Here is a 13,445-nt window from a genome sequence, read left to right on the forward strand (position 1 = left end):
CGCGTGGCCGTGAGACCTCGGTCGCGATCGGTGCTGGTCAGGACAACCGGCCCGGTACTCTCGGCGGGAGCAGTCACGGAGGTGTCGATGGCTTCTCCCGCCGAGGCGCGGACGGTCCGCGAGCCCGCGGGCAAGGCCGCCTCCGCAACCCCTTGGGACGTGCTGGCCGCGGTCGCCGGCGGCGGCGCGATCGGGTCGGTCCTGCGCTGGTCGACGAGCCTGGTGTGGCCGGGTCCGGTTTCGACGTTCCTGGTCAACGTGCTGGGCTGCCTGGCCATCGGCGTGCTCATGTGCGTGATCACCGAGCTGGTCAACCCGCACCGCCTGCTGCGACCGTTCCTGGGCGTGGGCGTGCTCGGCGGGTTCACCACGTTCTCCACCTACGTCACCGACGCGCTGCGGCTGGCTCTGTCCGCACCGCTGGCGGCGCTGGGCTACCTGCTGGCCACCGTGCTGTGCTGCGTGCTCGCGGTGTTCGTCGGCATCACCACGACCCGGGCGCTGTCGCGGGGACTGCGACGGGAGGTCGCGTGACGCTCCTGCTCGTCGCGCTCGGCGGCGCCACCGGGGCGAGCCTGCGCTTCCTCACCGACCGCTGGGTCCAGGCCCGGCACGACACCGGGTTCCCGTGGGGAACGCTGGTGGTCAACGCGGTCGGTTCGCTGGTCCTCGGCTTCCTCGCCGGGGCCGCGCTGTTCGGCGCGTCCGTGCCGGTGCTGCAGACCGCGCTGGGCATCGGTCTGTGCGGCGCGCTGACGACGTTCAGCACCTTCGGTTACGAGAGCGTGCGTCTGCTGACCGGCGGCCAGCGGCTCTTCGGCCTGCTCAACGTGGTCGGGTCGGTGCTGGTGGGACTGGGTTCGGGCGTGCTCGGCGTCGTGCTGGCCGCCTCGATCTGGCACTGACCAGACGAACCTCACCTGGACGGGGGGTCACGACACGAGTGCACGACCCCGCTAACGCTCCCCGGATTCGGTTCGGGTTGTCTCTAACCTTTGGGCACGAGATCCGCACACGTGAGCGAATGGGGTCACCATGCGCACCGTCTTCATCCACGGCGAGCAGGAACGTTTCGACGAGGCCAGCGCCGAACTGATCGACCGCTTCACCCGCCGCCACCCCGAGCTCGACGCAGCGGAGCTGGTCGAGCTGCTGCTCGACGACAAGTTCCTCGCCGACGGCATGCTCGCGCACTGGAGCGAGGAGGACCTCGTGCGCGTCCTGACCGAGGTCGTGCCGCGCCGGGCGGTGCTGACCCGCGAGTGGTCGGCGACGCCGGACCTGCTGCACCGGTGGCTCGACTTCCTGGCCGAGGGACAGCTCCTGACCTCGACCGATCCGGTTTCCGCGCTGCACGACGCGGTGGACGCGGCCACGCCCGCCTACCTGAGCGCCATGGCCGATCCGACGGAGTGGAGTTCGGAGAAATTCTGGACGACCACCATGCGGGAGCTGGGAGTCGACGACTCAGACGACGCTGCGGTGGAGGAGTTCCACGACGCGGTGGACGCCGGTGAGATCGACGTCGACCAGGACACCGCCGACGAGATCACCGCGCGCGAGGCCACCGAGCCCGAGCAGCAGCCGAAGCTGTGGCTGAGCCCGGTGGAGCTGACCGGGTCGGAACCGCACCGCGAGATCGCGGCCGGTGCACCGATCATGGAGCGCATCCGCGCGGTCGTGGAGCACGCGGGTGACGGCGACGTCGACAAGCTGGCCGCGAGCCTGGGCAGCGACACCGCCACCGCGGGTCTGCTGCTGGAGTGGGCGCAGCGCGCGGGCCTGCTGCGCGTCTCCGGCGAGCGGGTCGTCCCGACGCTGATCGCCGCTCCGCTGCTGGCCGAGCCGGAGCTGTTGTGGACGAAGCTGTGGCAGAGCTTCGTGCTGCTCGACGACGTCTTCCGCGACGGGCTCGAGGACATCGCCGCCGACTCGGACGACGACGAGGACGAGCTGCCCGAGCTGGTCCAGTCGGTGTTGAGCGTGCTCTACGCGGCCGGCGAGGAGGTGCCGCTGGAGGTCGTGGCGTTCACCGCCGCCGACGTGTCGGGCGCCGAGGACCCGAGCCCGGTGCTGGCCCTGGTGAAGCGGATCGTCGAGCAGTGGGAGGCGATGGGTGCGCTGCGCACCCGGCCCGCGACCGAGGAGGACCGCACCGCGCTGCCCGTCGAGACGTTCGTGGAGCTGCTTCCCGCGGGCGTGTGGGCCGCGAGGGAGTCGTTGCGGGCGTTCGGTTTCCACGTGCCGACGACCGATGCGCTGCGCCTGGCCCCGGCGGAGCTGGTGGCGCTGCTGTTCGCCGCCGCCCCGGCACCGGTCCAGCGAGCGCTGGCGGCGAGCTGGGTCGAGGACCGGGGGCCGAAGCAGGCCGCGGACGAGCTGACCGGGCTGTTGGAGCTGGTGGACGACCCGGTGGTCCGGATGCCCGCGCTGGCGCTGCTGGAGGCGACCGGCGAGGAGGGCGTGACCGCGGCCCGCGTGCTGGTCGACGATCCGGTGTGCGGCGCGGCGGTGCGGATGTGGCTGCAGGCCGCCACCGACGAGCAGGTGGCGCGCGAGGGTGATCACCTGCTGTTCAGCGTGGACGCGATGGCGGTGACGCTGGAGACCGACGTGGACCTGTTCGTCGGTGATGTCGCCGAGCAGCCGGAGGACGAGCAGTTGCAGCTGGTGGGCGAGTTGGCAGGCAGCGGGCATTCGCACGCCCGCGCGCTGCTGGCGGCGCTGGCCGAGCACCACGAGGACGAGGAGGTCGCGGCGGCCGCGCGCAGCGCCTTGGACGTCTGATCCTCGGTGACGCTCCTCATCTCCGTTTGTTCTGCTAACGAGTTTCGTTTAGCATTGCGAACGGTTTGACTTCACGGCAGCCGCAACCGCAGCTGCCAACGCGGTGATGAGGGGTGGCGGGCGATGAGCGCCGGGCACGAAGTTCGGTTGCTCGACGTCTTCGAGGGACAACCGAAGACGGTGTGGATCACCGCGTTCGCGGCGGTCATCGCCTTCATGGGGATCGGCCTGGTCGACCCGATCCTGCTGTCCATCGCCGAGGCGATGAACGCCGGACCGGAGCAGGTCACCCTGCTGTTCTCGTCCTACCTGGGCGTTCAGGTCGTGGCGATGCTGATCACCGGTGCGTTCAGCGCCCGCTTCGGGCCCAAGCGCACCGTGGTCACCGGCCTCGTCCTGATCGTGCTGGCGACCATCGCGTGCGCGCTGGCGAGCTCCATCGGCCAGCTCGTCGCGCTGCGCGCGGTGTGGGGCCTGGGCAACGCGTTCTTCATCGCCACCGCGCTGTCGGTGATCGTCGGCGCCGCCTCCGGCGGACAGCAGGCCGCGATCCTGCTGTACGAAGCGGCGCTGGGCATCGGCCTGTCCACCGGGCCGCTGCTCGGCGCCCTGCTCGGCAACATCTCCTGGCGGGGCCCGTTCGCCGGCACCGCAGCGCTGATGGCCGTCGCGCTGGTCCTCGTCGCCGGTTTCCTGCCCGAGGACGGGGACCGCTCGGCCCGCACCAAGATCGGCGTCCTCGACCCGATCAAGGCGCTCAAGCACGGCGGCCTGCTCCGCACCTCGCTGGGCTCGGCGTTCTACACCGCGAGCTTCTTCATCGTGCTGGCCTGGTCGCCGTTCGTGCTGGAGTTCGGCGCGATCGCAGTCGGCCTGGTGTTCTTCGGCTGGGGGCTGTGCGTCGCGGTCGCCGGGGTGACGCTGGCGCCGAAGCTGGCGGCCCGCTTCGGCGAGGTCGGCGGCACGATCATCGCGGTCCTGATCTACGCGGCACTCCTTGGCATCATGGCGTTCGGCTCGAAGCCGGTCGTGGTCGTCGGCGTGATCCTCAGCGGACTGGCCTCGGGCCTGCTCAACACGCTGTTCACCGGTTCGGCGATGAGCACCAGCGACGCACCGCGCCCGGTGGCCAGCGCCGGCTACAACTTCTGCCGCTGGCTCGGCGGCGCTGCTGCCGCCACGCTGGTCGGCCACGTCGCCACCTGGTTCGGCTCGAACCACGCGCCGTTCGCCGTCGGCGCGGGCCTGTGCGTGATCGCCGCGCTGCTGCTGGTCACCGACGTGCGCAGCAAGGCCGACGCTCAGCAGGTGCCGGCCGAGGCGGCGGTGGTCGGCGAAGAGCTCTGATCGAACAACAACATGAGGGGGCGCGCGGATCGAGATCCGCGCGCCCCTCCATGTTGTCGCCCAATGTTCGCCAAGAGCTTGCGCGATGTTGACGTTCGCTTGCGCTCCAACCGTTCTCGAACAGCTTGGAGGTCCCCGTGACTCCCGAACGTCGACTCCTGCCGCTGCTCACCGGCGGACGTGCCCGCGTCACCTGCCGCTACCGATGCGGCGACCAGTGCTCCCAACACCCGCCGAACACCTCGGACAACGCCTACTTCGGGCAGGTCCTGGAACAGGTGCTCAGCCGTCGCGGCCTGCTCAAGGCCGGTGCGGTGGCCTCCGCCGCGCTCGCGGTCCCCGCACTCGCCTCCCGCGAAGCGGGCGCCGCGCCCGGTCTGGACTTCGTGCCGATCCGGCCCAACACCGAAGACGCGGTGGTGGTCCCCGAGGGCTTCCAGCAGCAGATCGTGATCCGCTGGGGAGACCCGATCCTGCCCGGCGCACCGGAGTTCGACTTCGACGCCCAGTCACCCGAGGCGCAAGAAGGCCAGTTCGGATACAACAACGACTTCTGCGCGCTTCTGTCGCTGCCCGACGGGCGCAGGCTGATGGTCAACAACCACGAGTACGTCACCGAGGAGTTCGTCTTCCGCGGCTACGACCCGGAGAACCCCACCGAGCAGCAGGCCCGGATCTCCTGGGCCGCGCACGGACTTTCGGTCGTGGTGCTGGAGGACAGAAAACCGGTGATCGACCCGCTGAACCGGCGCATCACCCTCACCACCCCCTTCGAACTGCGGGGCCCCGCCGCGGGCAGCGAGTGGCTGAAAACCCCCGCCGATCCGACGGGTACGCGCTCGCTGGGCACCATGAACAACTGCTCCGGCGGCGTCACGCCGTGGGGCACGATCCTCTCGGGCGAGGAGAACTTCCACCAGTACTTCGCCAACGCCGCCGACGTCACCGACCCGGTGGCCGCGGAACGCCTGGCGCGCTACGGGGTCTCCGGCGGTGCGACCGACCGCAAGTGGGAGCGCTTCGACTCGCGCTGGGACCTCGCCCAGCAGGTCAACGAATCCAACCGGTTCGGCTGGATCATCGAGGTCGACCCGCACGACCCGTCCTCCACGCCGGTCAAGCACACCGCGCTCGGCCGGCTCAAGCACGAAGGCGCCAACATCCGCGTCCTCGACGACGGCCGCGTCGCCGCCTACATGGGCGATGACGAGAAGTTCGAGTACATGTACCGGTTCGTCTCCGACGGCAAGGTGAAACCGGGCAGCAGCGGGCTCGCTCGCAGGCACAACACATCGCTGCTGGACTCCGGCACGCTCTACGTCGCGAAGTTCACCGGCGACAACCCCACCGAGATCGACGGAACCGGGACACCGCCCTCCGACGGCGAGTTCGACGGCGTCGGCGAGTGGATTCCGCTGGCGCACAACGACACCAGCTTCGTCGACGGCATGAGCGCCGACGAGGTCTACGTCTTCACCCGCCAGGCCGCCGACAAGTCGGGCGCCACCAAGATGGACCGACCCGAGGACGTCCAGCCGCACCCCAAGACCGGGCGCGTCTACGCAGCGCTGACCAACAACTCCGATCGCGGCACCGCGGGCAAGGCACCCGCCGACGAGGCGAACCCGCGCAACACCAACAAGCACGGCCAGGTCGTGGAAATCGACGACGACCCGGCCGGGGTCCGGTTCACCTGGCGGCTGCTGCTGGTCTGCGGTGACCCCGACGACCCGGCGACCTACTTCGCCGGGTACGACAAGTCGCAGGTCAGCCCGATCACCTGCCCGGACAACGTCGCCTTCGACAGCCGCGGCAACCTGTGGATCACCACCGATTCCAGCGGTGCGCTCGGCTTCAACGACGGCCTCTACGCGGTCCCGTTGGAAGGATCGGAACGCGGCCACGTCACAGCGTTCCTCAGCGTCCCGCGCGGTGCCGAAGCCTGCGGGCCGGTCATCGAGGACGACCTCGTCCTCGTCTCGGCCCAGCACCCGGGTGAGGTGGACGGCGCCAACGCCGACAACCCCGCCAGCCACTGGCCCGACGGAGGCGCCACCCAGCCCCGGCCCTCGGTGGTCGCCGTCGGGCGTTGATCAGCGCTTGAACGTCCCGTCCTCCACGGCCCCGATGAAGTCCTGGTGTTCAACTCCTCGCTCGCGGCGTGAAGTACCACGTCATCCGTAGCTGCGAGCTTCGCATCGGCGTGGAAGGCGTGCCTGCCCTACGCGACCCGGCGGTAGAGACGTGCCCAGGCGTGTGGCGCCAGGTCTCTGGGCAGGGGCGGTAGGTCGTGGAGGCGGTGGCCCGTGACGTTGCGGACCTTCTCCGCCAGTGACCGCCCTCTCGCCTGGTAGACGGCCTGGACGAAGTCCTGGTAGCTGGACCTGCTCGCCGCCGGGAGGAGTTGGCGCCTGGTGATGTGGAGGATTCCGCCGCTGCACGCCGGGATCGGGCGGAAGTGGTGGGCCGGGACCTCGCCGAGCAGCCGGAACTCGAACCACGGCGACCACTGGGCGTTGAGCTGACTGCCTCCGCGGGCGCGCTTGCGGGCCACCTCGTGCTGGACCAGCAGCACCGCTTCGGTCCAGTTCGGACTGCTCAGCAGGCTTCGGGTCATCGACGTGGTGATGCCGAACGGCAGGTTGCCGACCACCGCGTGCGGCCACGGCGGGACCCTGAACTCGCGCATGTCGCAGCGGTGGAGGCGGACCTGCGGGAGTTCGGCGGCCAGGCGCTGCGCCCAGCGCGCGTCGAGCTCCACCGCGATCACCGGGCGGTCGAGCTCCACGAGCTCTCGGGTCAGCGCACCGCGTCCCGCGCCGAGTTCGACCACCGGGTGCGGGGACGGTTTCAGCGCCCGGGCGATGCGACGGGTCGTCGACCGGTTGCTCAAGAAGTTCTGGCCGAGTTCGCGGCGCGCGCGATCGCGCGCCGACCTGCGGCGACAGGACATGGGGACTGCTCCTGCACTCGCGAGCCGGAAGGGGGACCGGGTCTCGAGCACGCAGGGCAGCGGCGGATCTGCGCAGGCGTTCAGCCCTGAAGCCCAGCGCAGGAGGTCAACGCAGCATCAACCGCGCGTCAGGACGAGAACCCGGACGCGAACGGCGACGCGACCCAGCCGCGCCGCCTAGGCGGAACGCAGCCGGATGAAGAAAGCAGCAGAACAAAGCCCCATGTCGACAAAGCTACAAGCCGCCACCCACGCACCGAAGCCGGTTTTCCCGCACCCCTCAGCAGCGAGACCTCGAGCGCGGCAGCTTCACCCAGAACTGACCGGAGGGGACTCGATCATGGGAGACTGGCGAAGAACTGCCCGGTGGTGACGCACGGCACGCGTCAGGAGACCAGCACAGCTGGTTTTGGCCACTCTGCGTTGCTTGTTCGGTTCTTGTTCACCCGGATGTACCGGGGAGATCGCCCAATCTGTCTAACGTTCGAGTGTTCCGACGTAATCCCTGGAGGTCCGCTTGTCTTCCCGACCGGACAGCGGGCGGGTCATCCCGCTCCCGCTCGCATCCCACCACAGCGCGAGCCGTTCCTCGATCACCTGCAAGTACCGCTGCGGCAACGCCTGCCAGCACGAGGCGCCGAACACCTCCGGCAACGCCTACTTCGGTGACATCGTCGAGGCCGTGCTCAGCCGTCGTGGCGCGCTCAAGGCCACCGGCGCCCTCGCCCTGACCGTGGGTGGCGCCGCCGCGCTCAGCAGCGGCACCGCGGCCGCCGCGCCGCAGCCCGGATCGGCGCGAGGCGCCGTGCCCGGCACCGACTTCGCGCCCGTCGCGCCGAACAGCCAGGACGCCGTGGTCGTCGCCGACGGCTACCAGCAGAGCGTGGTGATCCGCTGGGGGGACCCCGTCGTCGAAGGCGCGCCCAAGTTCGACTTCGCCAACCAGAGCGCCGCCGCCCAGGAGAAGCAGTTCGGCTACAACAACGACTTCGCCGAGCTCATCGCGCTCGACCGGACCGGGGCCGAGAGCCTCCTGGTGTGCAACCACGAGTACACCAGCGAAGAGCACATGTTCCTCGGCTACGACGAGAACAACCCCACCGAGGAGCAAGCTCGCATCGCCTGGGCTGCCCACGGTCTGTCGGTGGTGCTCGTCAAGCGCCAGGAGGACGGCAGCCTCAAGCCGGCGCCGAGCCGCTACAACCGGCGCATCACCCTCAACACCCCGTTCGAGCTGCGCGGACCCGCAGCGGGCAGCGACCTGCTGAAGACCTCGGTCGACCCGACCGGCACGACCGCCTTCGGCACGCAGAACAACTGCGCGGGCAGCCTCACCCCGTGGGGCACGATCCTGTCCGGCGAGGAGAACTTCAACCAGTACTTCGCCAACGCCGACACCGTCACCGACCCGGTCGCCAAGGAACGCCTCGGCCGCTACGGCTTCGAAGGCACCGCCAGCACCCGCAAGTGGGAGCGCTTCGACAAGCGCTGGGACCTCGCGCAGGAGCCCAACGAGGCCAACCGCTTCGGCTGGATCGTCGAGATCGACCCGAACGACCCGTCCTCGACCCCGGTCAAGCACACCGCGCTCGGCCGCTGCAAGCACGAGGGCGCCGCTGTCCAGATCGCCGACGACGGCCGCGTCGTGGCCTACACCGGTGACGACGAGCGCTTCGACTACATCTACAAGTTCGTCTCCAACGGCAAGGTCAAGCAGGGAACCAGTGCCCTGGCCCGCCGGCACAACATGACCCTGCTCGACGACGGCACGCTCTACGTCGCGAAGTTCACCGGCAACAGCCCGGCCGGCGAGATCGACGGAACCGGGGAGCTGCCCGCCGACGGCAAGTTCGACGGCATCGGCGAGTGGATCCCGCTGGCCAGTGGCAAGGAGTCCTTGGTCCCCGGCTTCACCGCCGAGGAGGTCTACGTCTTCACGCGCCTGGCCGCCGACAAGGTCGGCGCCACCAAGATGGACCGGCCGGAGGACATCCAGCCCAACCCGGTCAACGGCAAGGTCTACTGCGCGCTGACCAACAACAGCAACCGCGGCAGCGAGGGCAACGCGGCTCCGGACGAGGCCAACCCGCGCGTGGGCAACAAGCACGGTCACGTGCTGGAGATCGACGACGACACCACGGGCACCCGCTTCGGCTGGAACCTGCTGCTGGTGTGCGGCGACCCGAACGACGCGGGCACCTACTTCGGCGGGTTCGACAAGAGCAAGGTCAGCCCGATCTCATGCCCGGACAACGTGGCCTTCGACCGCCACGGCAACCTGTGGATCTCCACCGACGGCAACGCCCTGGACTCCAACGACGGCCTCTTCGCGGTGCCCGTCGAGGGACCGGAGCGCGGCTTCGTCAAGCAGTTCCTGACCGTGCCCAAGGGCGCCGAGACCTGCGGTCCCGTGGTGCGCGACAAGCTGGTGACCGTGTCCGTGCAGCACCCGGGCGAGATCGACGGCCACGACGCGGGCAACCCGGCATCGCACTGGCCGGACGGCGGGACCTCGCAGCCGCGCCCGTCGGTCGTGGCGATCTGGCGTGAAGACGGCGGTGAGATCGGCCGCGGCTGATCCCACCTTGCGAGCGCGGGGGTCCCCGGCCGAAAGGCCGGGGACCCTCGTTGCGCTCTCACCCCGGCCCAGGAGGTGGTCACCTCACCTGACCGGATTTCCACTGAGATCAGGGACCCGACTCCCACTGGAATCGGGGACCGGAGTTCCATTGAAATCCGGTCGACAAGGCGGGATCAGCTCTGGGAGGTGGGAGACTCCTCGGGAGCTGCGCGGAGGGCGATCACTGTGAAGGCCGCGGCGATCATGACCACGCCGACGACCCAGAGGCCGGAACGCTGGGAGCCCGTGATGTCGGCCAGGACCCCGGTGATGTAGGGGGCCGCGAAGCCGCTGATGTTGCCGAGCGAGTTGATCAGCGCGATGCCGCCCGCTGCTGCGGCGCCGGCGAGGAAGTTGCTGGGAAGCGCCCAGAACGTCGGCAGGGCGGCGCAGACGCCGACCGCGCAGATCGTCACCGCGACCATCGCCATGAACGGGTTGCCCAGGTACAGCGCGATCGGGATCGACGCACCGCCGATCAGCATCGGCAGCGCCACGTGCCAGACCCGCTCGCGGGTGCGGTCGCCGTGCGCGGCCCAGATCACCATCGCCACCGCGCCGATCACGTACGGAACCGCCGTCACCAGGCCGGATTCCATCGTGGACAGCTCCGTGCCGTACTGCTGCTCGAAGCCCTTGACGATCGTGGGCAGGAAGAAGCCCAGCGCGTACAGGCCGTAGGCGATGCCGAAGTAGACGAACGCCAGCGCCAGGATCCTCGGATGCGTCAGCGCCTTGCGCAGCGGCCAGGAGTGCGTTGACTCGGTCTCGGCGCGCTCGGCCTCCAGCTGACCGGACAGCCACTCCCGTTCCTCGTCCTCGAGCCACTGGGCCTGCTCCGGCCGGTCGGTCAGGTAGAACCAGGTCGCCACCGCCAGCAGCATCGCCGGCACGCCCTCCACCAGGAACATGAACCGCCAGCCGGACAAGCCGAGAACGCCGTGCCCGCCGCTGATCAGCGCGCTCGACACCGTCGCGCCGATGGCGCTGGAGACCGGGACCGCGGCCATGAACAGCGCGACCGCCTTGGCCCGCTGCACCGCCGGGAACCAGTACGTCAGGTACAGGATGATGCCCGGGAAGAACCCGGCCTCGGCGACGCCCAGCAGGAACCGCAGCACCACCAGCGTCGTCGCGTTCGGCACGAAGGCCATCACGGTCGCGACGACGCCCCAGGTGATCATGATCCGGGCCAGCCACTTGCGGGCGCCGAAGCGGTGCAGGGCGAGGTTGCTCGGCACCTCCAGCACCAGGTAGCCGAGGAAGAAGATGCCCGAGGCGAACCCGAAGACCGTTGCGGTCATGCCCAGTTCGTCGTTCATCCCGTTCGGGCCGGCGAAACCGATGTTCACCCGGTCCAGGTAGTTGACGAAGTACAGGAGGCACAGGAAGGGCATCAACCGGACCGCGACCTTGCGCAGGATCCGGTTCTGCATCTCCGCAGAAGCTACGTTGGCGCTGCTCACCGGATGGGCATACGCGCAGCCCGCCCACAAGGTCAAGACCTGACCGGAGGGTGGGACGGCCGGTAACCCCGGTGAGACCTGCCACCTGTAGCGTTACAGACATGCCCGAACGCCCGATTGCCCTGGTCACCGGCGCCTCACGAGGTATCGGTGCCGCGGTCGCGCGTGAGCTGTCCAACACTCACGACCTGTTGTTGGGCGGCCGCGACACCGACGCCATCCAGACCCTGATCGACGAACTGCCCGGCGCCGCCCGCGAGTGGCCGGTGGAACTCACCGACCACGCCGCTCTGGCCGACGCCGCGACCGCCATCGAGCGAGTCGACGTCCTGGTGCACTGCGCCGGACTCGTCGAGCTCGGCCACATCGCCGACGCCACCGGCGATTCCTGGCGGCGCACCTTCGAGGTCAACCTCTTCGCCGTCACCGAACTCACCCGCCTGCTGCTGCCCCAGCTCCGCGCCGCGCGGGGCCACGTCGTGCTGGTCAACTCGGGCGCCGGCCTGAGCGCCAAGCCGAACTGGGGTGCCTACGCGGCCAGCAAGTTCGCGCTGCGCGCGTTCGCCGACGTGCTGCGCGCCGAGGAAGCCGCCAACAGCGTGCGCGTGACCTCGGTGTTCCCCGGCCGGACCGCGACCGACATGCAGCGTTCCGTCCGCGAGCAGGAAGGCGGAACCTTCGAGGCCGACCGCTACCTGCGCCCCGAGTCCGTGGCCAAGCCGATCATCTCGGCCGTCAACGCCACCCCGGACTCGCACCTCACCGAGATCATCGTGCGCCCCGCGGCTGCTTGATCCCTCACCTCGAGCCCCGGACCTGCGCGGTCCGGGGCTCCCTCGTGTTCAGCCCCGCACGTGCAGGGCGGCGGTGCGGGCCGCGGCCTGGACCGTGCGGCGGTCGACCCGGGTGGGTTCGCGGTCGTTGAGGACCTCCTCGCCCGCCACCCACACGTCGCGCACGCTGCGCGAACCCGCTGCCCACACCACGTTCGACAGCACCTGCTCGTCGGGTGCGTCCAGGCCCGTCGCGAAAGCGGGGTTGTCGACGTCGAGGTGCACGATGTCGGCCCAGCGGCCCGGTTCCAGCGCACCGATGTCGTCGCGGTGCAGCGCCTCGGCACCACCCCGGGTCGCGGCCAGCAGCGCGGCCCGAGCGCTCAGCGCCGTCGCGTCGCCGGTGACCGTGCGCGCGAACAGGCCCGCGAGCTGCACCTCTTCCCACAGGTCGAGGTCATCGTTGCTGGACGGCCCGTCGGTGCCCAGTCCCACCGGGACGCCGGCCGCCAGCAGCTCGACCAACCGAGCGGTGCCCGAGGCGAGCTTGGCGTTGGATCCGGGGCAGTGCGCGACACCGACACCGCGCCGCGCGAACAGCACGATGTCCTCGTCGCTGAGGTGCACTCCGTGCGCCGCGACGACTCGGCCTTCGAGCACGCCGAGCTTGTCCAGCAGCGCCGGTACCGAGCCGTACTCCTCACGCTGGGCGGTGTCCTCGGCGAGGGTTTCCGCGACGTGGGTGTGGACCAGGGCGTTGCGCTGCTGCGCGGACTCACCGATCGCCTGCAGGGCTTCCGGCGGCAGCAGGTAGGCCGAGTGCGGGCCGTAGGCCAGTTCGATGCGCTCGCCGGGGCCGAAGCGCAGGCCGTCGGCGTCGATCCAGCGATCGACGCCCTCGACCGCGCCGCGCCAGCCACCGAGCGCTTCCAGCGCCGGGGTGTCGATCACGGCGGACGCCAGCACCGCGCGAGAACCGACCGCCAGCGTCGCCTCGACCATCGACTCGGCTATGAAGTACATCTCCGCGCTGGTGGTGATGCCCGCGCGGAGCATCTCCACGCATCCCAGCTCCATGCCCGCGCGCACGTCGGACGGGCGGAGCCTGGCCTCGGCCGGGAAGATCACCTCGTTGAGCCAGCGCAGCAGTGGCAGGTCCGCGCCCATGCCGCGCAGCAGGGTCATCGGGCTGTGGGCGTGGGCGTTGATGAGGCCGGGCAGCAGGATTCCGCCGCATTCGCGGACGACCACGTCGTTGGACCGTTCCGGTGCGCCCCGGCGAGGACCGCAATAGCTGATGCGGCCGGTGTCGTCGACGTCCACGACAGCGTCCCGGACGACCGCGCAGGTCGCGTCGCAGGGCAGGGCCATCGGTGCGTGCAGGCGGAGTGCGGTCGGCATGACCGCATTCTGCCGCACCGCGGTCCGCGACCGGACGACCTCGTTCCCCCGAGCGGCGCGACTTGGCCGAAAGGTCAACACCCCCTGGCCGATCGGCC

The 13,445-nt window shown here is 70.0% G+C and carries 10 protein-coding genes; 7 read left to right on the forward strand and 3 right to left on the reverse strand.

Going from position 1 to position 13,445, the window contains the following annotated elements:
- Window positions 1–87 precede the first annotated feature (87 nt).
- From E1161_RS09980 to E1161_RS10000, 5 genes are all read left to right on the forward strand, one after another.
- Window positions 88–534 (forward strand): fluoride efflux transporter FluC, encoded by a 447-nt coding sequence (locus E1161_RS09980; protein ID WP_132621894.1) that lies wholly within the window; start codon window positions 88–90, stop codon window positions 532–534.
- Entirely contained in the window at window positions 531–905 is a 375-nt protein-coding gene (gene crcB, locus E1161_RS09985) for a fluoride efflux transporter CrcB (RefSeq protein WP_132621896.1), read from the forward strand. Before E1161_RS09980 ends, crcB begins: the two co-directional genes overlap by 4 nt.
- A gap of 130 nt (window positions 906–1,035) precedes the next feature.
- Window positions 1,036–2,787: a hypothetical protein gene (locus tag E1161_RS09990; RefSeq protein WP_132621898.1), complete on the forward strand. Its 1,752-nt coding sequence runs from the start codon at window positions 1,036–1,038 to the stop codon at window positions 2,785–2,787.
- Between the two features lie 123 nt (window positions 2,788–2,910).
- Window positions 2,911–4,134: an MFS transporter gene (locus E1161_RS09995; protein WP_132621900.1), complete on the forward strand. Its 1,224-nt coding sequence runs from the start codon at window positions 2,911–2,913 to the stop codon at window positions 4,132–4,134.
- A 137-nt stretch (window positions 4,135–4,271) separates the two neighbouring features.
- Window positions 4,272–6,227 (forward strand): PhoX family protein, encoded by a 1,956-nt coding sequence (locus E1161_RS10000; RefSeq protein WP_235874910.1) that lies wholly within the window; start codon window positions 4,272–4,274, stop codon window positions 6,225–6,227.
- 128 nt (window positions 6,228–6,355) lie between these two features.
- Here E1161_RS10000 and E1161_RS10005 read toward each other — a convergent pair whose 3' ends face one another.
- Window positions 6,356–7,087, reverse strand: a complete 732-nt coding sequence (locus tag E1161_RS10005) for a ribosomal RNA small subunit methyltransferase A (protein WP_132621904.1) — start codon at window positions 7,085–7,087, stop codon at window positions 6,356–6,358.
- Window positions 7,088–7,604: 517 nt separating this feature from the next.
- Here E1161_RS10005 and E1161_RS10010 point away from each other — a divergent pair.
- Window positions 7,605–9,665, forward strand: coding sequence for a PhoX family protein (locus E1161_RS10010; protein ID WP_207920162.1), 2,061 nt, complete (start codon window positions 7,605–7,607; stop codon window positions 9,663–9,665).
- A gap of 176 nt (window positions 9,666–9,841) precedes the next feature.
- Here the strand turns inward: E1161_RS10010 and E1161_RS10015 are convergent, their stop codons facing one another.
- Window positions 9,842–11,143: an MFS transporter gene (locus E1161_RS10015; RefSeq protein WP_207920168.1), complete on the reverse strand. Its 1,302-nt coding sequence runs from the start codon at window positions 11,141–11,143 to the stop codon at window positions 9,842–9,844.
- A gap of 131 nt (window positions 11,144–11,274) precedes the next feature.
- On the opposite strand from E1161_RS10015, the gene E1161_RS10020 reads away from it, so the two are divergent.
- Entirely contained in the window at window positions 11,275–11,967 is a 693-nt protein-coding gene (locus E1161_RS10020; RefSeq protein ID WP_132621908.1) for an SDR family oxidoreductase, read from the forward strand.
- Between the two features lie 48 nt (window positions 11,968–12,015).
- Here the strand turns inward: E1161_RS10020 and E1161_RS10025 are convergent, their stop codons facing one another.
- On the reverse strand, window positions 12,016–13,347 hold the full coding sequence (locus E1161_RS10025; RefSeq protein ID WP_132621910.1) for an amidohydrolase family protein: 1,332 nt from the start codon (window positions 13,345–13,347) through the stop codon (window positions 12,016–12,018).
- Window positions 13,348–13,445: the final 98 nt, after the last annotated feature.

Source organism: Saccharopolyspora aridisoli, assembly GCF_004348445.1.
In the GTDB taxonomy this organism is placed as follows: domain Bacteria; phylum Actinomycetota; class Actinomycetes; order Mycobacteriales; family Pseudonocardiaceae; genus Saccharopolyspora; species Saccharopolyspora aridisoli.

Bases quoted from the DNA above. Each gene is read 5' to 3' on its own strand.
- E1161_RS10020 (WP_132621908.1), top strand. From the start codon at position 11,275: ATGCCCGAACGCCCGATTGCCCTGGTCACCGGCGCCTCACGAGGTATC.
- E1161_RS09990 (WP_132621898.1), top strand. From the start codon at position 1,036: ATGCGCACCGTCTTCATCCACGGCGAGCAGGAACGTTTCGACGAGGCC.
- E1161_RS10005 (WP_132621904.1), bottom strand. From the start codon at position 7,087: ATGTCCTGTCGCCGCAGGTCGGCGCGCGATCGCGCGCGCCGCGAACTC.
- E1161_RS10015 (WP_207920168.1), bottom strand. From the start codon at position 11,143: ATGCAGAACCGGATCCTGCGCAAGGTCGCGGTCCGGTTGATGCCCTTC.
- E1161_RS09980 (WP_132621894.1), top strand. From the start codon at position 88: ATGGCTTCTCCCGCCGAGGCGCGGACGGTCCGCGAGCCCGCGGGCAAG.
- E1161_RS10025 (WP_132621910.1), bottom strand. From the start codon at position 13,347: ATGCCGACCGCACTCCGCCTGCACGCACCGATGGCCCTGCCCTGCGAC.
- E1161_RS09995 (WP_132621900.1), top strand. From the start codon at position 2,911: ATGAGCGCCGGGCACGAAGTTCGGTTGCTCGACGTCTTCGAGGGACAA.